The sequence below is a fragment of the Bacteroidota bacterium genome (assembly GCA_005882315.1).
Lineage (GTDB): Bacteria > Bacteroidota > Bacteroidia > Chitinophagales > Chitinophagaceae > VBAR01.
In genome coordinates, this window is record VBAR01000003.1 from 541,251 (window position 1) to 567,162 (window position 25,912).

The window sequence follows — 25,912 nt, forward strand, 5'->3', positions numbered from 1 at the left end:
CAAAAAGCCCGCCGGAAATGTTGAGTGTTGTCACGGTGAGCAACGGGTAAGACTTTCCTATGCAATATGATTTAAAAACAAAGGCAAACCCGATTTCCATTCATTATCGATATAGAGTTCAAAAGAATAGCGACCGGGTTTTTCAAATTTTGTTTGTCCAAAATTAAAAACAAGGGTAGCAGCAGTGTATTGCCCGTTTTGTGGTTGCGTAACATTCATTTGTGCTTCTATGGGTTTTAGCACCTCCTTTCCCATCAATAAAACGTAACCGCATATCACGAATACCAATTTCTTTTTCTGAAAAACGAAGCCTGCATGCAACTGAAAAATTTCCATGAACATAAGGAAACTGCTTTGAATTGATTGAGTCAAATGTTCCTACTACAGTTAGCTTGCTATTATTGTCCTGTGCAAAATCACAAAGAGTAAAAATTTCTATTTCCATATTAATTAGTTTATTGACCACATAAAATAAAAGCCCCTAAATTTCTTCAGAGGCTTTCTATCAAAATCGATTTTAAAAATCCTAATTCTTATTTCTTCACCTCTTCATGCGGAATATCTTCTACATTATCTTCTTTCTTCTTATCATCAAAAGCCGATCCAGTATCCTGTCCATCGCCTTCTGCCTGTGGCGGTGCTTGTTCCTGTGAAGCTTTATACATATCCTCACTTGCTGCCATCCATGCATCATTCAGTTCTTTCATGCTTGTATCAATAGCTGCTAAGTCTTCTGCCTTATGTGCTTCTTTTAATTTAGCGGCTGCAGTTTCAATTACTGTTTTCTTTTCAGCCGGTATTTTATCACCGTATTCTTTTAATTGCTTCTCCGTTTGGAAAACCAAGCTATCAGCAGTATTCATTTTTTCTACTTTCTCTTTTTCTGCTTTATCGGTTGCTTCATTTGCTTTTGCTTCAGCTTTCATTTTTTCCACTTCTTCTTTGCTTAAACCAGAACCTGCTTCAATATGTATCTTCTGCTCTTTACCTGTGCCTTTATCTTTTGCTGTTACATGCAATATTCCGTTTGCATCAATATCAAATGTTACTTCGATCTGCGGTATACCACGTGGTGCCGGCGGAATGCCATCCAGGTTAAATATACCCAGGCTCTTATTATGTTTTGCCATGCTGCGTTCACCCTGCAATACATGTATCTGTACTCCGGGCTGGTTATCGCTTGCTGTGCTGAATGTTTCTGATTTCTTGGAAGGTATGGTTGTGTTAGATGGGATCAATGGAGTCAACACACCACCCATTGTTTCAATACCGAGTGTAAGCGGAGTTACATCGAGCAGTAACACATCTTTTATTTCACCGGTTAATACAGCGCCTTGCACACATGCACCTACTGCAACTGCTTCATCCGGGTTGATACTCTTGTTTGGCTTTTTGCCAAAAAATTTCTCCACCAGTTCCTGCACTTTAGGGATACGTGTACTACCACCTACTAGAATTACCTCATCCACTTCAGATGGTTTCAAACCCGCATCTTTCAATGCTTGTTCACAAGGTTTCAGGCAACGCTCAAATAATTTATCAGAAAGCTGTTCAAATTTTGCTTTGCTTAATTTCTTTACTAAGTGTTTAGGCACACCATCAACTGCTGTGATATAAGGAAGGTTGATCTCTGTTTCTGAAGATGAACTTAATTCAACCTTTGCTTTTTCAGCAGCTTCTTTCAAACGCTGTAAAGCCATCGGGTCTTTGCGCAAATCAATTGCTTCATCATTTTTAAATTCAGCCGCCAGCCAATCCATGATCACTTTATCAAAATCATCACCACCGAGGTGTGTATCACCGTTGGTTGATTTTACTTCAAACACTCCGTCGCCGAGTTCCAATACAGAAATATCAAACGTACCACCGCCGAGGTCAAACACTGCTACTTTCTGGTCTTTGTGTTTTTTATCCAGCCCAAAAGCCAGCGCTGCGGCAGTCGGTTCATTGATGATACGACGAACATTCAAACCTGCAATTTCACCGGCTTCTTTGGTAGCCTGGCGCTGTGCATCGTTGAAATAAGCAGGCACGGTTACTACGGCCTCATTCACTTCATGTCCCAGGTAATCCTCAGCCGTTTTCTTCATTTTCTGAAGGATCATGGCGCTGAGCTCCTGTGGCGTATATAAACGGCCATCTATGTCAATACGTACGGTATTATTGTCACCCTGTACTACCTTATAGCTCCAGTGGCTTTTTTCCTCATCCACCTCATCAAAACGGCGGCCCATAAACCGCTTAACACTCGTAATGGTGTTTTGCGGGTTGGTGATAGCCTGGCGTTTGGCCGGGTCACCCACTTTACGTTCGCCATTTTTCAGAAAAGCCACTACAGAAGGGGTCGTACGGCGGCCCTCATCATTGGCGATCACTACTGGCTCGTTACCTTCCATTACGGCAACGCAGCTATTTGTTGTTCCAAGGTCAATTCCAATTATCTTTCCCATTTGTATATGAATTTTAAGTTCAGGTCTTGATAGTCAATGATAGTGCCATTGGCATTCGTAGTGCTAAATTGTCAGAAATAGCGGTGGATAACGGTTTAAATCGGTCAGGCTTTGAGTTTTGCAGGCGGATGGCTTTTCCCCATTGATTCACATTTTATCTTAATCAACACTAACTTTGGAATAATGGAATGGCTTTGGATCATAGTGGGAATAATTCTTTGCATAGTGGGTATTGCAGGAAGTCTTTTACCCTTATTGCCCGGTCCGCCTATCGCCTATGCAGGATTATTGATTCAACAATTGAGAGACCCAAATCCTTTCACTACAAAGTTCCTTTTAATATGGGCTGCCATCGTAGTAGTTAGTTTAGTTCTTGATTATCTCATTCCTATTTGGGGAACCAAAAAATTCGGGGGAACGAAATATGGAGTATGGGGTTGTACACTCGGTTTTCTCGCTGCTTTTTGGATGGGGCCCTGGGGTGTTATCATCGGGCCATTTGCCGGCGCATTTATTGGTGAAATGATCGGCGGCCAGGATTCAAAAAAATCATTCAAAGCTGCCCTGGGTTCTTTTGCAGGGTTTCTCCTTGGTTCATTTCTAAAACTGGTGATCTGTTTCTTTTTCTTGTTTTATATAATCAGAACTATACCTATATAAATCAAAGCAAGAATCAATAACCCTTTGAAAAGTTCATCTCTTACCTTAGCTTTCACAACCCAAATAAAACTGTATGGCCAATACCATTTCCCAAAAATTAAAAATAAAAACCGGTGATACTTTGCTTACGGTAAATGAACCTTCTGAATTTCAAAAAGGATTGATCGGGCTGCCTAAAGGAGTGAAAATAGTTGAATCAGGAAAAGAATATAACCAGGTGCATTGGTTTGTCCTTAACCGGGCACAAATGGAAAAACAGATGAGTAAAGTAATGAAGCTTTTGAAACCGGCTGTGATGGTCTGGGTATATTATCCGAAAGGAACATCGAAACTTCAAACAGACCTGAACAGGGACAAAGGTTGGGATTGTTTACTCGCTGAAGGAGATAAACTCACCTGGATAAGTTTGATATCTTTTGATGATACATGGAGCACATTTGGTTTCCGTGCAAAAACAGAAGCGGATAAAAAGAAAGAAACAAAACCGCGGCAGGAAAGAGAAATATTTAAATGGGTAAACCCTAAAACGAAAGAAGTTAAACTTCCGGATGATCTGGCAGCAACATTAAAGAAAAACAAAAAGGAAGCGGATTATTTCAATTCACTTTCATTCACCAATAAAAAAGAATATATCGAATGGATCGTAACTGCGAAAAGAGAAGAAACAAGAAATGAGCGAATAACCGAAACGATCGAAAGACTCGCTAAGCAATGGAAGAACCCGAGAAACATATAGGTGAATGATGAATTGTGAATGGGCAATAGAATTATTGGAAACAAACCATTCACTATTCACCATTGCCAATTCACAAATAAAAAACAAGAAATCATGCACATCATCACCTACATTCATTTTCCCGGCGAAGCCGAAGCAGCAATTAATTTTTACAAAGAAGTATTAGGAGCCGAAGTAATTATGAACTCAAAAATGGGTGATGGCCCGATGGAAGTACCGCCACACCTGAAAGATAAGATCATGCATGCACGGCTAAAGATTGGTGAAACCATTCTTTATATCTCCGATACTTTTGACGAAAGTAGAATTGTAAAAGGCAGCAATACTTCACTTTCAGTGCATGTAGATACTCCCGCTGAAGTAGATCCTTTATTTGCCAAGCTTTCTGAAGGTGGGCAGGCAACGATGCCACCTAGCGATGTATTCTGGGGCTCCCGGTTTGGTATGCTCACTGATAAGTTTGGTATTCATTGGATGGTGAATTGTGAATTAAATAAATAAATTTGTATCGTCTTGCAAACACTCACCAACGATACTTACCTGCGGATAGTAAATGCCAAACTGTATATTGACGAAAACTATCATGAGTCAATCGATCTTGAACAGGTTTCAAAGAAAGCATTTATCTCCAAGTTTCATTTTCACCGTTTGTTCCGTCGTATTTATCAAAAGACACCGCTTGAATACATTACAAGAAAAAGAATAGACAAAGCCAAAGAGCTACTATCAGAAAATAAGCCAGTGGGAGAAGTATGTAATGAAATTGGATTTGAAAGCATTACTTCATTCAGCATCTTGTTTAAAAAAGAAATTGGGTTTGCGCCACAGTACTATCGCAATATGGCATACAAGAAAAAGATGGAACAAAAAGCCCAACCGAAGAAAGCGATTCCTCATTGCTTTATTGAAAATTATAAACTGGATAGATCGTGAATGGTGAATAGTGAATTGTCAATAGTTAATAAATGTTTCGAAATTCACAATTCACCATTGACCATTCACAGTAAAGCAAGAATCAATAAGTCTTTACGCTTTTCGAATCCTATATTTACTTTCTAAATTTTATTTTATGGTAACCAAACTTTCTCATACTTCTTTCTTCGTCACCGACCAGGAAAAAGCGTATGATTTTTATGTAAATAAACTTGGCTTTAAAGTCAACACTGATGTTAAAATGGACAATGGGATGCGTTGGCTTACACTCAATCCGCCGGAACAACCAGATCTTGAAATTGTATTGATGAATGCAGCAGGTGATCTAAGTCAAATGGGTTGGGATGATAATACACAAAAAGCATTAAAACTGCTGCTTGAAAAAGGTGTTATGGGCGCAGGTGTTTTACATACACCTGATTGCCGGGCCACCTATGAAGAGTTAAAAGCTAAAGGTGTGAATATTACGGAACCCAAGGAACAATTTTACGGTATTGAATGTATTGTTAATGATGGATGCGGTAACTGGTTCAGTATGACACAGCCTAAGGAAATGCCCGCAGGCGGATGGCAGTAATTTCCTTAATACTTCAATAAATTTTTGCGATGCCATACTAATTGTATGGCATCACTGTTTATATTGCTGAAAAGAAATCCAACCGATGAACGGAGCGCCGCAACAAAAGATCCATAGTAGCACTAGAGATGGTATAATAAAGATCATTTTCTTTTTACTAACCAGTGGCGGGTTGTTTTCATGCTCGCCGAAGATCAATCCCGATAAACCTAATCTCAGCCGCACCAATTTTAAATTTGATTCATTACCCGAATCGCAGATCAATATTCCTGTGCAGGTAAACCTGAATCCTCTGTTTGCTTATGCAGAAAAAAATGTTGACACGGTTTTCACTTCTCCTAATTACCCGAATGACTGGATCTATGAAGGTTGTGATACACGATATAAATATAGTTTCCGGCGCAGCCCATTGCAATTGAAAGCTGCAGTGAACACTTTGCAGTTGGGATTTACAGGTTACTATAAAATTACCGGTAGTACCCGTGTATGTATGAGCAGTACTGCTGTTTCGCCCTGGACACCGCCCTGCCGCTGTGGTTTTAATGAGGATGAACGAAGGGTGAATATATTATTTACAAATGCAATAACTGTAACCCCTGATTTCAAGATCAACCTCAATATAAAACGTGAAGAACCTGTTGCACTCGATAAATGTGAAATGTGTTTTTGGGGACAAGACATTACAAAGATGGTAATGAAAGGATTGAGATCGGAGCTTGATTTTGCAAAGGATGAACTGATAAAAAATTATGGCATTACTGATATCAGATCAAAAGTACAATTGCTGTGGGATGAGTTATGCAAAATATATACGCTGCCGGGATTAGGATATTTACAATTGAACCCCCAACGTATGCAGGTAAACAACCTGCTTGCTCAGGGGGATTCTTTGAAAATTTTTATGGGTCTTTCAGCGAAACCTGTAGTAAGTTTTGAAAAACCAATAGAAGTTCTTTCTACTGTTCCTTATTTACAAACGGTGAACGGGCAAAGCGGTTTTAATATTTTCCTTGACGCGGTGTTGAATTATGATTCATTGAATTCATTGCTGAATGCAAATATCAATGGGCGGCAGTTTGATATTGATAAAGGACCTGTGAAAAAGAAATTTGTAATAAAGCAATGCAAATTGATGGGTGCAGGCAATGAAAAAATAATTGTAAAGGTTGTGTTTGGTGGTGATGAAGAAGGTACCGCTTATCTCGTTGGGAAACCTGTATATGATGAACAAACAAAAATGTTTGAAATAAAGAATATGGAATTTGATATTAAAACCAAGGATGCCTTGCTTAAAGCAGCCGATTGGTTATTTAACCGAAGAATTTTAAGTGTGATCAGCCAATATACCCGGTTCGATCTTTCGCAATACATCAATAATGCAAAAACAATGATGAATGCACAACTGAATAAGGAATGGATTCCAGGGATACGTAGTGAAGGAGTCGTGAATGATTTAAAACTAACCGGCATTTTTCCTTTGCAACAACAATTAATAATAAGAAGTAACTGCAGCGGCTATCTTGCCGTAAAAGTGCAGACAATACCCTTCAGCTTTTAATCCGGTTTTGAAATTTCCTCTACAGGTGTAGCCCTAAATGTAAAGTAGCGCTGAAAAATATAGCTGAAAGCAATCAGCAAAACAGTAGTAATGATCTGCGCAAATGTGGGATAGATAAAAAGTATTTCAACAAAGAATTTCAGCAATGCATAGTTAAGAAAGAGATTAATAAGATATAAAAGAAAATATCTTACGATCTGCACTTTACCTTTCATCCGGGAATCAGTGAAGACCACATATTTCATAAGGAAGAAACCAAAAGGAAAAGCGATAAAGAAAGACATGAACAACGCTCCGCTGTAAGGCTTGAATTCATAAAAGCCAAGATCAAGGTTCTGTTCCCTGAGTACGAACTTGAAAAAGACATACCAGGCCGTAAATCCAACAAATGTATTAAGCCCTCCACAGGCTGCATAACGAAAGGTCTGCAGGTTCATTAAACTGCGGAAAGGCGGATAGAAAAAATCTACCACTGGTATCACAAGGTCTCTTACATTATGAATATGTCGGCGCATAAAGGCGCAAAGATAATCCGAAAGTTTATAGTTTTTGGTTTATGGTTTATAGTTAATGGTGCAGTAAATTTGCCGGCTAACTACAACTAATGTCAATCGTAAATAAAATAAAGGATTCAGTACAGGTATCACTGGCACAATTGTATAACCAAAAGGTTCCTGTTGAGGGTATAACAGTAAATGAAACAAAGCCGGAATTTGAAGGTGATTACACCGTTGTTCTTTTTTCATTTGTAAAGTCTTTAAAAAAAACGCCGGAACAATTAGGAAATGAACTGGGTGAAAACCTTGTGAAAAATAACCGCGAATTATTTACAGGCTTCAATGTTATAAAAGGCTTTCTGAACCTCACCGTTGCAGATCCATACTGGACAGATTTTCTTCAAACAAATTTCGGTAATAGTAGGTTTGGCAGCAAACCTTCGAACGGCAAAAAGGTAATGGTAGAATACTCCTCTCCTAATACTAATAAACCACTTCACCTCGGGCATCTCAGGAATAATTTTCTTGGATGGAGTGTGGCTGAAATTCTGAAAACAAACGGTTACGAAATAATTAAAAGCTGTATGGTAAATGACCGGGGCATTCATATTTGCAAAAGCATGATCGCATGGCAGCTTTTCGGAAATGGCGATACTCCTCAATCAACAGGCATTAAAGGAGATCATTTTGTTGGGGACTATTATGTAAAATTCAATGATGAATATAAAAAACAGGTAGAAGAATTAGTAACAGGTGGAATGACAAGAGAACTGGCGGAAAAAGAAGCTCCTATCATGAAATCTGCACAACAAATGCTGGTAGATTGGGAAGCGGGCAAACCTGAGATAATAGATCTATGGGAAAAAATGAATAGCTGGGTGTATGAAGGATTTGATATTACTTATAAAAGGATTGGAAGTGATTTTGACATTATATATTATGAAAGTCAAACTTACCTGTTAGGCAAAAAAGCTGTGGAAGCAGCTCTTGCAAAAGGAGTTTTTGTAAAAGAGGATGATAATAGTGTGTGGATCGATTTAACCGCCGAAGGTCTCGATAAGAAAATTGTTCAGCGAAAAGATGGTACATCGGTATATATAACCCAGGACATTGGGCTGGCACAGCAGAAATATGATAAATATAAAATTGATCAGAGTATTTATGTGATTGGTGACGAACAGAACTATCATATGAAAGTGCTTCAGCTAATTTGTAAGAAACTGGGACTTCCCTATGCCGATGATATTTACCACCTGAGCTATGGAATGGTGGAATTGCCAACTGGTAAAATGAAAAGCCGCGAAGGCACTGTTGTGGATGCAGATGATATAGTAGATGAAATGGTAATGGTTGCAAAAAATAAAACCGAAGAACTTGGGAAAGTAAAAGACTTTACCACAGATGAACTGAAAGAGCTTTATGATACGATCGCATTGGGTGCATTGAAATTCTTCCTGCTTCGTGTTGATCCTAAAAAGCGAATGGTTTTTAATCCTGAAGAGTCAATCGACTTTCATGGATTTACAGGACCATTTGTGCAATACACTTATGCAAGGATAAAGTCTATTTTAAGAAAAGGTTTAGAGATCAGGGATCAAGGGCCAGGACCCGGAAGTTTATTTCCATTAGAAAAAAATTTACTAATCAAGCAAGAACAATATCAAACAATACTTGAGCAGGCAGCCGCAGAACACAATCCATCTGTAATTGCCATTTATGCATTTGAACTGGCAAAGCTTTTTAATTCGTTCTACACAGAACATTCAGTAATGAATGCAGAGAGTGAAGAAAAAAAACAATTACGTCTTCAGCTAAGCCAGATGACCTCAAATATAATTGCATCGTCCCTGCACTTAATGGGAATAAGAGTTCCTGAAAGAATGTAAGACAGTTATTCAGTTCGCAGTCAACAGCCGGCAGTTTTTACAGTTTACACTATCATAGTTACCTGATTAAAAAAGAAAAACCGGAAAGCGAAGACTTTACGGTTTAAAAGTATTTGACTGTTGATTGCAAATTGCTGACTGATCGGCTGCACTACATTCCCATAATCTGCTTCTTCTGCTTCAGGTTACTAAGCGAAGGATCCATTTCAATGGCTTTATCACAAAGTGCAACGCCTTTCTCTTTCTCTCCTTTTTTCTGGTAGGACATACCAATCATATAAAGTGCTGAAGCGTTTTCCTTGTCATACTCAAGCATTCTATCCCAGTAATCAATAGCCATTTGATATTTGCCTTTAAAATAGTAGCCTTCAGCAATCATGTTCAGGATATTCAGATCGCTGGGGCGTTTAATAAGAATTTCATTCAGGATACTTACACCTTCTTCAAGCTTACCTGCGTTCAGGTAAGCAATACCGAGGTTCTCCAGGTAATCATTATCTCTTTTGTAGCCTTTCTCTGCAGCAAGCAGAATATATTTTAAGGCGTTCTGATCATCATGTATAGCATAACAAATCAACCCCATCTCATACATCCAGAAATTCTTTGTTGAATCCATTTCGATCGCTTTTTTGAAATAAGGGATCGCCAGTTTATAGTTCATCATATCGGCATAGCTATGAGCTATGAGATAAGGAATCTCTGCATTAGCCGGATCTTCTTTTGCTGCTGAGTTTAAATATTTGATGGCTTCACCATAATTATCATCATCATAATGTATACGTCCAATATAATAATCTACTTTTTCAGCAGGATCCAGTTCTTTCAATTTCCTGGCATATGGAATAACATCTGATTTCAATTTCAGGTTATACGAGAGCATCATCAGTTGTTTGTAGTTAGCTGCTGTTGCATCACCCAACTCAACCAATTTTTTAAAGTTTTCTCTTGCCTCATTATATTTTCGTAAGTCAAGACAGCTATTGGCCAGTTCAGTAACGATATTTTTATTGCTGGCCTCGTAACGGATAGCTTTTGAAAAATTCTTATAAGCTTCCATCTTACGGCCATTTTGTTTTTCCAATAATCCTTTCTGGTAAAAATATTCGGCACTGTCTGTGTTAACAGGTATAGCTTGTACCACTGAAATAGAGCTGATCTGTGTGGCTGATGTTTGGCTGAAGCCTGCTAATGTTGCAAGCATGGCCATTGCAGTGAGTAAGTAGCGGTTCATAGGGTTTGTTTTAAATTGGACTACAGTATTGAACTGGTTTCTTAACACAAGATAAAATTTCATTAATACTAATCAAAGCAAATCGTAAGGATAAAAGTAATCGCAAAAATCATTCCTTGTATAAGATTTTTGACAATTTATTGCTCCAAACCAAGAATACTGTTGCCTTATTTGCCAGCTAAATGAAACTCATCTACATTGATAAAACGGCCATTGATTTAGAATATTTTACGCCCAAATCTTTTATTAATGCTTTAGGTAAATTTTCTCCGTACAAATCCGGAAAGATCCTCATCGTTATTAGTAAAAGAAGCTGATTGGATTGTAATCACTAATCTGAACTTCGTTGGAGATAACTTCCTTTACTTTTATAAAATGCTGCAATGCAATACTTATTCGACTAACACTTGATACAATAAGTGCTCTCCAACTGGTTGTTACTTAAAATAAAAGGCGATAATGGGCAATTTAAACCTACCTTCGTCCCGACAATTTGAGTTTTATAGCTCCTGTAATCGAACATTATTTGTTTTCAGATACTCCTTCTTTTACTCTGCATTTTTCTCAAGTATTTCTTATTTCTAAATTTTTACAATGAACATTTATGTTTCAAATCTGAGCTATGCAACTTCAGATCAGGATTTAATGCAATTATTTACCCCATTTGGCCAGGTTTCATCTGCCAAAGTAATTATGGACAAGTTTTCTAACCGCAGCAAAGGCTTTGGTTTTGTTGAATTATCCGACTCAGGAGATGCTGAAAAAGCTATCAAAGAACTTAATGGCACCATGAATGATGGCCGCCCCCTGGTAGTAAATGAAGCAAAACCAAAGAAGGATAAATGGTAAAAATCGTTACCTTTCAATAACTATTTTAAAAGCCGATCGATTCATTTTAATTATTTAAGCTTTTTTTCTTATGACATCTGATAAAATTGAAGAGTATATTGAACAAAAGAAAAGGAAAGATATTCCGGTAAATATTCATTTTAAAGACCGGAATACCGTTGCAGGAGTTTTTATCCAGGCTATTGATTACGAAGAACTGAAATCAAAAAATTTCTGGCGCATCGTAAGCAGTGCTAACCTGGATGAATGGAAAAAGACAAAGAATACAGGACTGGCACGTATTTTCAATGGGCTATCTTTTACCCGCCTTACCGATGAAAAGCCATAGCCGTTTATTTGATTTTTTATTGACGTTTAAAATAAAAACTTAATTACCGACAATGTTCAGACAGACCTGGAAAATATACCTCCCCGTAATAAACATATTAATCAAGAAATCAGCCACGGGTGAACAATCGCTTTCGATGAATCACACCGATTTTGAAAGAGCAGCCGGCGGCCGGAAAATAAAATTCAGTTTCTCCGCTATTGAAATTAATAACGGACGTATTCCTATCTCATCCAAACTCATGCCGCTTGCAAGTGATCTTGTAATGCTGCTGCAGGAAGATGATCAAAGTAAAAAATTACTTGCCAACCGGAAGTTTGAATTTGCAATGAGCAATGATTTTATGCTTGCGATCAGGGATATTACTGTTGCGGTTGAAACCAATTAGATATTGACCGATAACAGAACTTTTTACAATAGCCATCGGGCTATTTTTTTTGGATAAAAGCCAAATTAATCATTTAAGGAGTTAACTTTAATACAAGAATTTACTCAATCCATCACTAATCGTATTTTGAATATGCATCGTTCAGTTATTACCGGAACAGGTTCATATATCCCTCCTTTTATACAGTCCAATAAAGATTTCGCAAAGCATCTTTTTTACAGCGAAGACAAAGAGGCGCTTGATAAAGATCCTGAGGAGATCATTGAAAAATTCAGGCTGATCACAGGCATAGAAGAAAGACGATATGCCACCGATGAGTTGAATACATCAGACATCGGATATTATGCCGCCAAAGCGGCTCTCGATGATAGCGGTACTGACCCGGAACAGATCGATCAACTAATTGTGGCGCATAATTTCGGAAATGTGTTTAAACATACTATTCAAACTGATGCAGTGCCATCCCTGGCAAGCCGTATCAAACATGCTTTAGGGATAAAAAATCCTAACTGTGTTGCATATGATATTTTATTTGGCTGCCCGGGTTGGGTGCAGGGTTTAATTCAGGCTGATGCTTTCTTTAAAGCAGGCGTGGCAAAAAAAGCGCTGATCATAGGAACAGAAACTTTGTCCCGTGTAATAGATATGTATGACCGTGACAGTATGATATTCAGCGACGGTGCAGGTGCAACTGTTATAGAATTTAATGAAGTAGCAGCTGAAGGACCAGGTATACTCGGTGCCGCAGCGCAAACACATTCTTTAGAAGAAGTTGATTATATTAACATGGGTATAGCCTATAATCCGGGTAGCGATCCTCGTGTACGTTATATAAAAATGAAAGGCCGCAAGGTTTATGAATATGCTATGAAATTTGTTCCTGCTGCCATGAAAGAATGTCTTGAAAAAAGTAATGTAGAAATAAAACAGGTGAAGAAAGTTTTCATTCACCAGGCAAATGAAAAAATGGATGATGGAATTATTAAAAGACTTTACCAACTGTACGGCATAAAAGAAATACCAAAAGACATTATGCCTATGAGCATACATTGGCTTGGCAACAGTTCTGTTGCAACAGTGCCTACTCTATATGATTTGGTGATAAAAAATAAAGTAACCGGTCATGAATTAAAACCCGGCGATATCGTTTTGTTCGCTTCCGTTGGTGCCGGCATGAACATAAACGCTGTTTGCTATCGCTGCTAAGTCGTTTGTACCAATTATCAACCTAGTATTTTCACATTCACTGCAACCGGGCCCCGGGGGCCGCCTTCAGTTTCAAAACTTACTTTATCGTTCTCTTTTACTGGTCCAGGTAAATTATTGATATGTACAAAAACACTTTCCTGGGTAACCATGTCTTTAATGAATCCAAATCCTTTTTCCTGGTTGAAAAAAGTGATTTTACCGGTCCGTTCCTGCGGTTCTGATTCCACATACTTTGGAACACCAATTTCGATATCCTCTGCTTTTATTTCCACTTTACGTCGTGGATCTGGTGGTTTTGAAGAAATATTTCCATTTTCATCCACATAGGCCATCATGTCATCAAGGCTCTTACCTTTCGATGCATTATCCTTTCGTTCCTGCATTTTTTCTTTTTTGTCCTTTTTTTCTTTTTGTTTTTTCTTTTCCCGTTCCTTTTTATTCCATGATTCAGCCATGTATAAATAAATTTTTAGTGATTAAATTATCCGCTGGTTATTGAGAATTGCGAAAGCTAATGAGAGAGAAAATTTTGCTTTTTGCCCGGCAGATTTATATAAAGGTAGTCTTTTTCAGGCAGACCCCTTTTTCAAACTTATCTACCGCATAAGATGTGAGTAATTTCTTAAATAAAAGATCATGGCAGGGTTAAGTTGCCTGCAAAACACATTCGGTATAAGTTCCGATTTCGGCCGCGGTAACCTGCTTCAGTTGCTCACGAAGCTCATCAACCGCTGAATTCTTTACAAAAAACTCCAGGATGCATGCATACTGGCAGTTTTCATAATATGCTTCGTAAATATTAAGCTTTACGTCTGGCATCAACTGGTTGTAAGATGAAAAATCATGCGGTCTGTCAATAAGAAATACAAAGACTTTAGATTCATCCGCTTTTGCTTTTTTCAATTGTTCTTCCTGTATAAGCAGGTAACCTCCGGCTTTTTTTGCCCGGATTTCCACTTCAGCAATTTTTGCAGATCTTTTGGGTCTGAAAAAAACAAAGCTGAATTCGTCAGTTACAGAATAATGCTGAGCTATATATTTAAACCCATTTTTTGCAGGCGTCTGCTGAAGCGTCACTTTCACATCATGATTTTCGGAACGAACAAATCTTTCCCATTCACTAATAAACTCACTGCTTTCCAATACTGTTTCAAAAAAAACGAACTGTACAATTTTGTCTTCTGGCATTTCGGGAAGGTAGGCTTATTATTTCGCCCCACCTATTTAAACAATTGCCGTTCGTGTTATTGATAGATCATGAACTTCCTTAAAATAAAAAACCAGGCCACTATAAAATGACCTGGTTATATTTTTTTAATCACCTGTTTTTTTATTCGCAAGTCAACCCGGCAACTGAAGGAGCTATTTCAACTCCGTTTGCATCTTTCACTGACCAGCTACCTGTGATCACTCCACCGGTATTAGTTGAATTCCACCTGATCCTTATTCTTACTCTTTCACAAGCTGACATACTTCCTTGAATTTTTATTATCCTGTTGCTGCTTCCTCCTGGTGTAGATTGTGAATAGGTTAGATTTTCACCGCCTTCTAAAAATTCAATATCAGCATTTGCACCAGTAAAATTTGTAAGGCCTCCCTGCATTTTTATATAACTCATATCACTTTCTGCGGTTAAAGTATATATCGCTTCACGTTCAGTACCGCATGATATTGCATCACCTTCAAAAGTTGTAGCACAACGGGCTGCACAAATTTCAAATAGGCTATACCAGCAGTTCATGTTAATTGGTGAGTTCTGTCCTTCCTGGTGAATGCCAATAGAAAGTACATCACACTTTTTCCAGCCAGTAGGCAATGGGAAAGTAAATTCAGCTGTTGCGCCGCTTGCTAAGGTTGGAACAGATCGAACGACTCCGTTAACTGTAGCACTAACAAGATCTGAAGCATTTGTATTCTTACCGCTTTTTACATAAGTAACTTTTACTACCAGGTCTGTTGCAGTATTATAAGCTACATACGTAACTGTTTTCGTATGAAAGTCAGAATTAGGTCCACCCCAGCTTGAGCTGCACATTGCAGAACGTTCAACAAAAGGACCGGCCGGATTAATACAATCGGATGAACAGTCCATTAAACGTTGTGAAGTAGTTATTTCCTGGGTTGCATTTATTGATGGTACGATGCCAAATGCATCGGCCGAATCATTTGTACCGAGGTCTGTTTTTTTACAGGAATAAATAATTAAAGATGCGAGAACCAACCCCTTTGCAAGGGTAGAGAAACGATTAGCTTTCATGAGTATGGGTTTACGAATTAAAAATTAAATACGGAAATATTCAGGGTATTTTTCAGGTGGGATATTGGTAGATCAAACAAGTGAATCGCAGGACAAAAGTAGCAGCATCTACGATGTATGCAATAGGAAATATACGGATTGATTAAAATTTTTGCTTCTGCAAAGGTTTGCAAAAAGATTTTTCCGTCATGCCGATCAAGTCAGCTAAGGCTGCAATTTCCCAATGACAGACAATATCAACATAAATACCCCAAATCGCCATTTTTCCCCTTCAACCCCTATCTTTGCCGACCTCCAAAGAAAGGCTTTGGGGCATATTATAACTCAACGTTTTACCTAATATCAGATTATGGACAAATTGATTTACCTCGTTCCTGTTATGGGTGCCATTGGCTTGCTTTACACACTTATAAAATTCAATTGGGTGTCGAAGCAGGATGCCGGCACCGATCGTATGAAAGAAATCAGCAATTATATTGCTGAAGGTGCTATGGCTTTTTTAAAAGCTGAATGGAAAATACTTACCTATTTCGTTATTATAGTTGGACTACTGCTGGGTGTTATGAGTATGAGTAATACACACAGTCACTGGAGTATTTCGCTTGCATTTGTATTTGGCGCTGTATGTAGTGCACTCGCAGGTTATATCGGTATGAAAGCGGCTACTAAAGCCAATGTACGTACAGCACATGCGGCACGTACAAGTTTAAGCAAAGCATTAAATGTTTCTTTTACCGGTGGAGCAGTAATGGGACTCGGTGTTGCTGGTTTAGCTGTAATGGGTTTAGGTGGTTTGTATATCATTTTAAAAATGGTATTTGCTCCTGAAGCAGCGGCTAACAGCGAAGAGATGCTGAGAACAATTGAAGTATTAACTGGTTTTTCTTTAGGCGCTGAATCAATTGCATTATTTGCCCGTGTAGGTGGAGGTATTTATACAAAAGCTGCTGACGTAGGCGCTGACCTTGTTGGTAAAGTAGAAGCAGGTATTCCTGAAGATGATCCACGCAACCCGGCAACTATTGCAGATAATGTAGGTGATAATGTTGGTGATGTTGCAGGAATGGGTGCCGATCTTTTCGGCTCTTATGTTGCGACTGTATTAGCAACAATGGTATTGGGACAGGAAACAATTTCAATAGATAATTTTGGCGGCTTCGCACCTATCCTGTTGCCAATGATGATCGCAGGTGTTGGTATCATCTTCTCTATCATCGCTACTTTTTTTGTACGCATCAGCGAAAATGCAGGTGTAAACACAGCTACAGTTCAAAAAGCATTGAACATGGGTAACTGGGGCTCAATTGTATTAACGGCAATTGCATGTGGCGGATTGGTATATTATATCTTACCCGAAACAATGATTTTACGTCATCATGAATTTACCCGCAATGGTGTACTCGGCGCTATCGCAGTTGGTTTGACTGTTGGTACGCTAATGAGTATGATTACAGAATACTATACTGCAATGGGCAAACGCCCTGTTAATTCTATTATTAAACAAAGTGGTACCGGGCATGCTACCAATGTTATTGGTGGTTTGGCTGTTGGTATGGAATCTACATTTTTACCAATACTTGTTTTGGCTGGCGGTATCTATGGTTCGTTTGCATGTGCAGGTTTATACGGTGTGGCAATTGCTGCTGCAGGTATGATGGCAACAACCGCAATGCAATTAGCAATTGATGCATTCGGTCCTATTGCAGATAACGCCGGTGGTATTGCTGAAATGAGTGAGCTACCAAAAGAAGTTCGTGAAAAAACGGATGTACTGGATGCAGTGGGCAATACTACTGCTGCAACAGGTAAAGGTTTTGCAATTGCTTCTGCTGCTTTAACAGCATTGGCTTTGTTTGCAGCATTTGTTGGCGTAGCAGGCATTACAGGTATTGATATTTATAAAGCAGATGTATTGTCTTGCTTATTTGTCGGTGGAATGATCCCATTCATTTTCTCTTCATTGGCTATTCGTGCCGTAGGCCAGGCTGCAATGGCAATGGTAGAAGAAGTTCGCCGCCAGTTTAAAACCATTCCGGGTATTATGGAAGGAACTGGTAAACCTGAGTATGATAAATGCGTTGCGATCTCTACTGATGCATCTATTAAAAAAATGATGCTGCCAGGTGCTATTGCAATTCTTTCTCCATTGATCATTGGTTTTATATTTGGACCAGAAGCATTGGGTGGCTTTTTAGCCGGCGCAACAGTAAGTGGAGTATTGATGGGAATGTTCCAGAACAATGCTGGTGGTGCATGGGATAATGCAAAGAAAAGTTTTGAGAAAGGCGTAGAAATAAACGGACAGATGTATTATAAAAAATCTGAACCACACAAAGCATCGGTAACAGGTGATACTGTTGGTGATCCTTTTAAAGACACTTCAGGTCCTTCAATGAATATCCTCATCAAACTGATGTCGATCGTTTCATTGGTTATTGCTCCTACCCTTGCAAGTCTTCATCATACTAAATCAGGAGTTGCAGAAAATAAAGTTTACATACAAGAAATTCGTCAAACCAATACTGATAATACAGCAACTGCTGAATTTAAAAAAGATCCACTTGCAGAAGCATTGGAAAAAGATGGATTAATCTCCGGTGACTATAGTCTTGAGATAAGAGGGGGTTCAATAATTTTGAACGGAAAAACGCTTTCTGATTCTATATTTAAGAAATATATGCATCTCATACCAATTGATACACTTTCGATTCATTAAGTAAAAAGAACAAAGAAGAGTCCCGCTGAAAAGCGGGATTTTTATTTCAATATGATTGCTCCTAATGCAGGTAAGTTCACAGTAACCTTATAAAGTTTGCTTTTTTTATCTACCAACTCAGAGCGGATATCAGGATTATAAATATCACCTGTACCCCAGTATTTTTTTGAATCACTATTGAAGAGTTCTTCTGTATAAGCTTTTCCTTCTACATGCACATCCCAGTCATTTCTTGTAACTGGAGTAAGATTTAGTATAATTAAAAGGTCATCTTTTGTTTTCTTGCCTTTACGTCTATATACTACTACACTCTCTGCCCTGTGATTCAGATCTACCCATTCAAACCCATACAAATTAAATTGGTTTTCGTGTAAAGCAGGTTCTGCTTTTAATAAGGCGTTTAAATCAGTAACACAATCCTTCAATGATCTATGTGAATCATGTTGTAGTAAATGCCAATCGAGTTCGCTTTTGTAATTCCATTCACTTGTTTGTCCAAACTCACAACCCATGAATAATAATTTAGCACCGGGATGTGTCCACATATATGTATATAACAATCGCAGGTTCGCAAATTTTTGCCAGTCATCACCCGGCATTTTATAAAGCATCGGGCTTTTGCCATGCACTACTTCATCATGACTGAAAGGCAACATAAAATTTTCATCATAATAATACATCATGCTGAATGCAAACTTATCCTGGTGATGCTGACGAAACAATGGATCGAATTTGAAATAATCAAGCGTATCATGCATCCATCCCATCATCCATTTCATACCAAAGCCTAACCCTCCGGCAAATGTTGGCTTGGAAACTCCAGGCCAGTCTGTTGCTTCCTCAGCAATAGTTTGTGTATCGGGAAAATCACGGAAGATCGTTTCGTTCAGATCTTTTATGAATGCAATGGCTTCCAAATTTCCATCACCGCCATGTTCGTTAGGTTCCCACTGTCCATGCGTTCTTGAATAATTTAATTTCAGCATAGATGATACCGCATCTACACGTATGCCATCGATATGAAATTTATCAAACCAATATCTTGCACTGCTGATAAGAAATGATTTTACTTCTCCCCTTTTATAATTGAAAATATAACTGTTCCAGTCAGGATGAAATCCTTTGCGCATATCTGCATACTCGTATGTATGCGTACCATCAAACATAAATAGCCCATGTGTGTCGTATGGAAAATGCGAAGGCACCCAATCGAGTATCACACCAATTCCTTCCTGGTGAAAGGCATCAATGAGTTTCATCAATCCCTGGGGATCACCAAAACGTGAAGTAGCTGCAAAATAACCGCAGCACTGATAACCCCAGCTTCCATCGAAAGGATGTTCCATTACAGGCATCAACTCCACATGGGTAAAACCCATTTCTTTTACATAAGGCACCAGCCGTTCTGTTATCTGTGCATAGGTGTTGTAAGTTTCTTCATCCGCCGGATCCGGTCGCTGCCAGCTTGCCAGGTGCACTTCATACACACTCCAGGGAGCATCGAGTGAATTATGCTTTTTTCTTTTCTTCATCCACTCCTTGTCATTCCACTCATAAAATAAATCCCAGGTTATACTGGCTGTATCAGGTCGTTTTTCCCAGAAGTTGGCAAACGGATCGCCTTTCGCCTGTTCTCTTTTTTTATAGCCAACAATATGATATTTGTAAACTTCTCCGAGTTTGAAATCAGGAATGAACCCTTCCCAGATGCCACTATTATCCCAACGGGCATAGAGTTCGTGCATATGCGGGTACCAATGATTAAAATTGCCGACAACAGAAACAGAGCTTCCATTTGGTGCCCATACACAGAAATAAATACCCCATATACCGTTTACTTCTACGGAATGTGAACCAAATTTTTCATAAAGGGAATAGTTGGTGCCTTGCTGGTAGTTCTTCACATCTTCATCCGTAAGCATTGAATAATTCCACACCGCTTTTGAGGTATCTATAAAATTTTCTTCCTCATATTTTTTCTTATCTGGCTTTGAGCGGACAGACCCTTGATCATTTTCTTCATTTTTTTGTGTGGACTTTTTCGAAAGTTGCGTCATAATAAATTCGTTTCTTTTCCGTTCATGTAAAATACAATCCTTTAACGTAAAATTAGAATCTATTTTGCGGCATTAAGGATAAGAAGATGGAAATTCGTCCCGCTTTTGAAATCCACTATCCACATTTAACCAGACCACTCAACCTAAACCGTATAGCCAACTAATGAGAAAAACATTTCTATGCCTGCTTGCATTTATTATAGCAGCAACCGCCTACTCACAACAATCTTCTTTAAAAGGAATTATTACCGATACTTCAGAAAAAAAGAACCTGCAATACGCAGTTGTTTCATTGATCCGTGAACAGGATTCTGTACTTGTAAAATTTGCCCGTACAAAACCGGATGGTTCTTTTTCCATTCATGGATTAAAACCCGGTAATTATATTCTTACCGTATCAAGACCAAAATATGCCAGCTACACAGATAAAGTTGTTATTAAAGAAAATGAATCGAAGGATCTTGGCACACTCAGTATCATCTCTGCAGGCAAACTGCTTGAAGAAATAGTGATTCGTCAGAATAGAGCCATAGTTGTAAAAGGTGATACAATTGAATATAAAGCCGACAGTTTTAAAGTAGCGATGGGTGCCAATGTGCAGGAACTTTTAAAACGTTTACCCGGTATAGAAGTAGATAAAGATGGAAAGATAACTGCACAAGGTAAACAAGTGGAAAGAGTATTGGTAGATGGTGAAGAATTTTTTACCGACGACCCGGCAATCGTAACAAAAAATCTGCGGGCTGATGCCATTGATAAAGTACAGTCCTACGATAAGAAAAGCGACCAGGCAGAATTTACCGGTGTAGATGATGGTGTACAAAGTAAAACGCTTAATCTCGTATTGAAGGAAGATAAAAAGAAAGGCTATTTCGGAAAAATAGCTCCGGGTGTTGGAACCAACGGCCGGTACAGTAATGAAGCAATGTTCAATTTATTTAAAGGAAAAAAGAAAGCAGCTGCCTATGGTATAATGTCCAATACAGGTAAGATCGGTTTAGGTTGGGAAGACAATGATAAATTCGGCGGTGGCGGTGATTTTGCAGATGGCGATATAGAAATGGGTGCCGGTTATATTTCGATCAATAATAGTGACTACGATGATGAATTTAGCGATTGGGGTCAAAGTTACTGGGGCGAAGGAGTACCCGTTTCACTGAAGACAGGCGCCCATTTCAGTAATAAATGGGAGAAAGATAAATTTCATATCAACGGCAACTATAGTTTTAAAAGACAGACCAATGATGCCGAAGGCGGTTCTTTATATAAATACCTTCTACCCGATTCCGCTTATTACAGTTTCGAAAATCACCGGAATATTTCAGAAGAGAACAGGCATCTCTTCACAGGATTTTATGATGTAAAGATCGATTCATTATCTTCTTTTAAGATCCGCTTGAATGCACAAAAGTTAAAAAGTATTCGCCAGCAGTTTACTAACTCTGGTACCAATGATGAATTTGAAGAAGCTGTAAACCGTAATATCAGGAATTTAACCACCAACAGTAATAGCGAAGCAGCCCTGCTAAGTTTATTGTGGAGAAAGAAATTTAAAAAGATCGGTCGCACCTTATCTGTTTCTGCTTCGCAAAAAATAAGTGACAAGAGTAGCGATGGATATTTTGACTCCTATACACAAATCTATAATGCAGGGACAATTAGTGACCTCGATTCTCTGCGGCAATACAAAGAAAATACGGGCCGCAATTTAAAAACACAGGCAAGGGCCGTATTCACCGAAAAATTTTCGTCCAAATTAATGGTTGAGTTTAATTATACATTCGGACTTAATAATACATTGAATGATCAGCAGACATACGATAAAGCGATCAATGGTAAATATGAAGATTATAACCAACTATTCAGCAACCGCTATTCATTGAATATTTTATCCAATACTGGTGGTGCTAAATTCCAGATCAATGGAAAGAAAATAACTGGTAATGCCGGTCTTAATATCGGCCGTACTACTTATTCACAAAAAGATTCAGCAGGTCTGCTTAGCAGTAAATATTCTTATACTAATCTGTTACCGAGTTCAAGGCTTACTTATAAATTTGGTCCACAGAAAAGTTTGGGATTAAACTACAATGGCAGCAACAGGCCGCCTTCTATGAGCCAAATACAGCCATTAGTGGTTAATAATGATCCGTTGAATTTAACAATTGGTAACCCCGACCTGGAGCAATCTTACAATCATAATTTTGGACTTAATTACAATGATTTCAAAACACTGAGCGGTAGAAATACCTGGGCAAATGCAAATTTTAGTTTTACCGACAAAGCGATCGTAAGCAGTGAAACGATCAATGCAGAAGGAAAACGAATTGTTCAATATGTGAATACTGCTGGTACTTATAATTATGGTTTTTATATAAGCAATGGATATAAAATAAAAAAACCAGAAATGCGTATAAGTTTCCGCATAAACAGCAACGGCAGCCGCAGCGTTAACTTTATAAACGGAACCAAAAATGAGAGTAACACTTTCCGTTATGGTATAGGCCCCGGAATTTCAAAATATAAAGAAGGTAAATACGACATTTATATCAACTACGATTTCAGCAATAACAGTAACACCAGTTCATTAAACAATCGTAAAACAAGTTTCTGGTCACAAAACATCAACAATAGTTTTAATTTTTATGTTGGGAAGGATGAAAAATTCAGCATTGGCACCAATCTTAATATAAACCTGCGTGAGAAAACAGATGCCTTTGATAATAATAATGATGTGTACAACTGGTCGGCTTCTACAAGTTTGAAATTATTTAAGAATAATACGGGTGAAATAAAACTGGAAGTACAGGATATTCTTAACCAGAAAATTGGCTTTGATCGTCAGACCACATCCAACTATATCTCCGAACGTACTTATGAAGTGCTGCGTCGCTATGCGCTGGTCAGCTTTATATGGAACTTTAGTAAAGGTCCCGGACAAAAATAAAATAACATGAAAAAATTATTTTCAATACTCCTGTTTAGTGGTGCTACCTTTTTGGGAAAGGCACAAATGCAAACTGATTTTATTACTGCAGGTAAAATAAAATTTGAAAGAAAAACAAATGTGCACCGGCTTTATTTTACAGACGAAGAAATGGGCAGTTGGGAGGAGGCTTTTAAAAAAGCAATTCCTCAGTTCCAAACGAATTTATTTGAGCTCAGCTTCAATAACAATCAATCACTATATAAGCCTTCGAAAGATAATCCTGAAAATAAAATGGGATTTTTTGGCGAAGCACCCGGTGCAAACAATGTGATCTATAAAGATCTTGAGATGGGAAAAGCAGCCAGCCAGAAACAAATATTTGAAAAACTGTTTCTCGTAAGCGACAGCATTCCGCAATATGAATGGAAACTACAACCCGAAACAAGAACCATTGCAAATTTCGAATGTAAAAAAGCGATCACCCGTATCTGCGATTCAGTAGTAATAGTTGCCTTTTATACGGAAGAGATTCCCGTTTCATCCGGCCCTGAATCATTTGGCGGTTTACCGGGCATGATACTAGGGTTAGCTGTTCCCCGTTTATATACTACATGGTTTGCAACAAGTCTTGAAATTTCGAACGCTGCACCACCTGCAGCACCAACAAAAGGTAAAGACACAGATTCAAAAGGATTATTAAAATCAATTGAATCGGGTATTGGTAAATGGGATGCCAAGTATAAGGATAGATTGATCTGGCAATCGATATTGTAAATTATTTTTTCAATTCCAGTACCAATACATATTTTTCTCCAAGCGTCAATGTAGGTTCAAGATTGAACGTAGCTCCTGTTGCTGCATCCAGTGCTTTTGTAAATCCATTCATCCGTTCTGCAAATCTTGAAAGATCAATAATAGCCGGCGTTTCATTCGAGTTTACAATGCACATGACTGTTTGCGTGGATGTATAGCGGAAATAAACATAAACACCATCCTCCGGTACAAACTGCATGGTCTTACCGTTTTTTATTGCGGATGAGTTTTTCCGGAAATTGGCCAATGTTTTTACATAATTAAATGCTTCATTCTCTTCAGCAGTTCTACCAGATGCATCAAATTTGTTTTGCGCATCGCCGGGCCAGCCACCGGGAAAATCTTTTCTTACTTCAGCATCAGTTGGATCTTTAAAATTTTTCATCAGTATCTCTGTGCCGTAATAGAACTGCGGTATCCCTCTTATGGTAAACAACATTGCAATTGCCATTTTATAGTTGCGCATATTTTCTCCAACAATTGAATAAATGCGATCCTGGTCATGATTATCCAGCGAGGTACAATTATTCATCGGGTTTTTATAAAGCATATCCTGGGCAAGTGTTGTATAAAGACTACTTACTCCCCCATCCCAACTAAATGGCTGTTTGATCGCATTGTGAATGGAAAACATAACAGGAAAATCAGTAACACCCGGGCAATTATGTTTAAAAGGAACCGTAAGATTATTTTCAGAATAGTAAGCTGTGCTGGCAACAAGGTTCACTGCTGTCTCGCCAAAAACAGTGATCTTCGAAAACTCTTTGCGTAATACATCATTTATTTTATTAAGAAAGACAGGGTCATTATAAAAATAAGTATCTACCCGCCAACCGTCCAATCCAAATTCTTCTGTAGCCCAAACTGCATACTGAATTAAAAAATTTGAAACAAAAGGGTTTCGTTGATTTAGATCCACCAAAAAAGGTGTGAACCATCCATCGGCTGTGATCTTTGCATCCAGTTTAGAAGCATTCGGATCGAACAGTGTTTGATTTTTATGAGAAGTATTCTGGTAGGTTGGCCATTGATTTATCCAATCCTTTGCAGGCAGATCACGAAAAAGAAAATGATCATTACCGATATGATTGTACACAGCATCCTGGATAATTTTCATTCCCTTTTTATGGGCCTCATCAATCAAAGATCTATATGCTTCATTTCCTCCAAATCGCTTGTCCACTTCATACTGATTCGTAAATGCATAACCATGATAAGTGCTGCGGCTTGTACCGCCTTCCATTGTCCGGCTCATATTATTTTCAGTCACCGGTGTCATCCAGATAGCAGTAGCACCTAGATCTTTTAAATAATCAAGATGGTTTTGCACACCTTTTAGATCACCACCATGCCGGTCGAATGGATTATTGCGGTCATGATCCTTATCCCTCATATCAGCGAAAAAATCATTAGAAGGATCGCCATTACTAAAGCGATCTGGCATTATTAAATAAATCAGATCCTCTGATGTAGCTCCTTTTACTCTTGTCTTACCATTTTCTTTGCTGCGGGATTTTAATTCATAGCTTATATCTTCTGCAGCTATTCCGCTACCGGAAAGAATTATTTTAAACCTGCCCGGTTTAGCTGCGACAGAAATCGTAATATCAACAATCAAATAGTTGTTGCTTTCCAGTTTTGTTGTTTTATCAAGTTTGATACCGGGATAAGTTATACTGACTTTAGAATACTGTTTAATATTTTCTCCATGCAAAACGATCTGCAGTTTTGGATTTTTCATTCCCACCCACCAATGAGTGGGATATACTCCAAACATATCCGTAGCATTGGCAGTGTTTGCAAATACTATTAAGAGGATAAAAAATATTTTTTTCATA

General features: G+C 38.3%; 23 protein-coding genes. 14 read left to right on the plus strand and 9 right to left on the minus strand.

The features are described from left to right. Positions 1-57 precede the first annotated feature (57 nt). Both E6H07_15800 and dnaK read right to left on the minus strand, forming a co-directional pair. A complete protein-coding gene (locus E6H07_15800) occupies positions 58-342 on the minus strand; it encodes a hypothetical protein (GenBank protein ID TMI62866.1) in 285 nt (94 codons plus the stop codon). Positions 343-533: 191 nt separating this feature from the next. Next, entirely contained in the window at positions 534-2,450 is a 1,917-nt protein-coding gene (gene dnaK / locus E6H07_15805; protein TMI62867.1) for a molecular chaperone DnaK, read from the minus strand. A 183-nt stretch (positions 2,451-2,633) separates the two neighbouring features. Between dnaK and E6H07_15810 the strand changes: the two genes are divergently transcribed. From E6H07_15810 to E6H07_15835, 6 genes are all read left to right on the plus strand, one after another. Beyond that, complete coding sequence (locus tag E6H07_15810) at positions 2,634-3,110, plus strand: DUF456 domain-containing protein (GenBank protein TMI62868.1); 477 nt, start codon at positions 2,634-2,636, stop codon at positions 3,108-3,110. Positions 3,111-3,183: 73 nt separating this feature from the next. Continuing rightward, entirely contained in the window at positions 3,184-3,846 is a 663-nt protein-coding gene (locus tag E6H07_15815; GenBank protein ID TMI62869.1) for a hypothetical protein, read from the plus strand. Positions 3,847-3,939: 93 nt separating this feature from the next. Further along, entirely contained in the window at positions 3,940-4,347 is a 408-nt protein-coding gene (locus tag E6H07_15820; protein TMI62870.1) for a VOC family protein, read from the plus strand. 12 nt (positions 4,348-4,359) lie between these two features. Further along, positions 4,360-4,779: a helix-turn-helix transcriptional regulator gene (locus E6H07_15825; protein ID TMI62871.1), complete on the plus strand. Its 420-nt coding sequence runs from the start codon at positions 4,360-4,362 to the stop codon at positions 4,777-4,779. Between the two features lie 136 nt (positions 4,780-4,915). Beyond that, entirely contained in the window at positions 4,916-5,356 is a 441-nt protein-coding gene (locus E6H07_15830) for a VOC family protein (GenBank protein ID TMI62872.1), read from the plus strand. Positions 5,357-5,441: 85 nt separating this feature from the next. Continuing rightward, the gene (locus E6H07_15835) at positions 5,442-6,914 is read left to right on the plus strand and encodes a DUF4403 family protein (protein ID TMI62873.1); all 1,473 of its coding nucleotides are present in this window, start codon (positions 5,442-5,444) and stop codon (positions 6,912-6,914) included. On the opposite strand, the gene E6H07_15840 is transcribed toward E6H07_15835, so the two are convergent. Then, positions 6,911-7,429 (minus strand): GtrA family protein, encoded by a 519-nt coding sequence (locus tag E6H07_15840; protein ID TMI62874.1) that lies wholly within the window; start codon positions 7,427-7,429, stop codon positions 6,911-6,913. The two genes, E6H07_15835 and E6H07_15840, sit on opposite strands and share 4 nt — an antisense overlap. Before the next feature lie 89 nt (positions 7,430-7,518). Here E6H07_15840 and E6H07_15845 point away from each other — a divergent pair, with 89 nt between their 5' ends. Next, positions 7,519-9,297, plus strand: coding sequence for an arginine--tRNA ligase (locus tag E6H07_15845; protein ID TMI62875.1), 1,779 nt, complete (start codon positions 7,519-7,521; stop codon positions 9,295-9,297). A gap of 151 nt (positions 9,298-9,448) precedes the next feature. Here E6H07_15845 and E6H07_15850 read toward each other — a convergent pair whose 3' ends face one another. Next, on the minus strand, positions 9,449-10,591 hold the full coding sequence (locus tag E6H07_15850) for a tetratricopeptide repeat protein (protein ID TMI62876.1): 1,143 nt from the start codon (positions 10,589-10,591) through the stop codon (positions 9,449-9,451). 531 nt (positions 10,592-11,122) lie between these two features. Here E6H07_15850 and E6H07_15855 point away from each other — a divergent pair. The 4 genes from E6H07_15855 to E6H07_15870 all read left to right on the plus strand — a co-directional run bounded on the left by E6H07_15855 (position 11,123) and on the right by E6H07_15870 (position 13,299). After that, positions 11,123-11,377: an RNA-binding protein gene (locus E6H07_15855; GenBank protein TMI62877.1), complete on the plus strand. Its 255-nt coding sequence runs from the start codon at positions 11,123-11,125 to the stop codon at positions 11,375-11,377. 70 nt (positions 11,378-11,447) lie between these two features. Continuing rightward, entirely contained in the window at positions 11,448-11,705 is a 258-nt protein-coding gene (locus E6H07_15860; protein ID TMI62878.1) for a short-chain dehydrogenase, read from the plus strand. A 52-nt stretch (positions 11,706-11,757) separates the two neighbouring features. After that, entirely contained in the window at positions 11,758-12,093 is a 336-nt protein-coding gene (locus E6H07_15865) for a hypothetical protein (GenBank protein TMI62879.1), read from the plus strand. Positions 12,094-12,225: 132 nt separating this feature from the next. Further along, on the plus strand, positions 12,226-13,299 hold the full coding sequence (locus E6H07_15870) for a ketoacyl-ACP synthase III (GenBank protein TMI62880.1): 1,074 nt from the start codon (positions 12,226-12,228) through the stop codon (positions 13,297-13,299). Between the two features lie 17 nt (positions 13,300-13,316). Here E6H07_15870 and E6H07_15875 read toward each other — a convergent pair whose 3' ends face one another. From E6H07_15875 to E6H07_15885, 3 genes are all read right to left on the minus strand, one after another. Further along, positions 13,317-13,757, minus strand: coding sequence for a cold shock domain-containing protein (locus E6H07_15875; protein ID TMI62881.1), 441 nt, complete (start codon positions 13,755-13,757; stop codon positions 13,317-13,319). A 190-nt stretch (positions 13,758-13,947) separates the two neighbouring features. Further along, positions 13,948-14,490, minus strand: coding sequence for a hypothetical protein (locus E6H07_15880; GenBank protein TMI62882.1), 543 nt, complete (start codon positions 14,488-14,490; stop codon positions 13,948-13,950). 142 nt (positions 14,491-14,632) lie between these two features. Beyond that, the gene (locus tag E6H07_15885; protein ID TMI62883.1) at positions 14,633-15,559 is read right to left on the minus strand and encodes a hypothetical protein; all 927 of its coding nucleotides are present in this window, start codon (positions 15,557-15,559) and stop codon (positions 14,633-14,635) included. Between the two features lie 349 nt (positions 15,560-15,908). Between E6H07_15885 and E6H07_15890 the strand changes: the two genes are divergently transcribed. Next, a complete protein-coding gene (locus tag E6H07_15890; GenBank protein TMI62884.1) occupies positions 15,909-18,275 on the plus strand; it encodes a sodium-translocating pyrophosphatase in 2,367 nt (788 codons plus the stop codon). 41 nt (positions 18,276-18,316) lie between these two features. Here the strand turns inward: E6H07_15890 and glgB are convergent, their stop codons facing one another. After that, positions 18,317-20,332: a 1,4-alpha-glucan branching protein GlgB gene (gene glgB, locus E6H07_15895; GenBank protein ID TMI62885.1), complete on the minus strand. Its 2,016-nt coding sequence runs from the start codon at positions 20,330-20,332 to the stop codon at positions 18,317-18,319. Between the two features lie 163 nt (positions 20,333-20,495). Here glgB and E6H07_15900 point away from each other — a divergent pair, with 163 nt between their 5' ends. Both E6H07_15900 and E6H07_15905 read left to right on the plus strand, forming a co-directional pair. Further along, positions 20,496-23,279, plus strand: a complete 2,784-nt coding sequence (locus E6H07_15900) for a hypothetical protein (protein ID TMI62886.1) — start codon at positions 20,496-20,498, stop codon at positions 23,277-23,279. A gap of 6 nt (positions 23,280-23,285) precedes the next feature. Next, a complete protein-coding gene (locus E6H07_15905) occupies positions 23,286-24,035 on the plus strand; it encodes a GLPGLI family protein (GenBank protein ID TMI62887.1) in 750 nt (249 codons plus the stop codon). Position 24,036: 1 nt separating this feature from the next. Here the strand turns inward: E6H07_15905 and E6H07_15910 are convergent, their stop codons facing one another. Then, the gene (locus E6H07_15910; GenBank protein TMI62888.1) at positions 24,037-25,911 is read right to left on the minus strand and encodes an alpha-amylase; all 1,875 of its coding nucleotides are present in this window, start codon (positions 25,909-25,911) and stop codon (positions 24,037-24,039) included. Position 25,912: the final 1 nt, after the last annotated feature.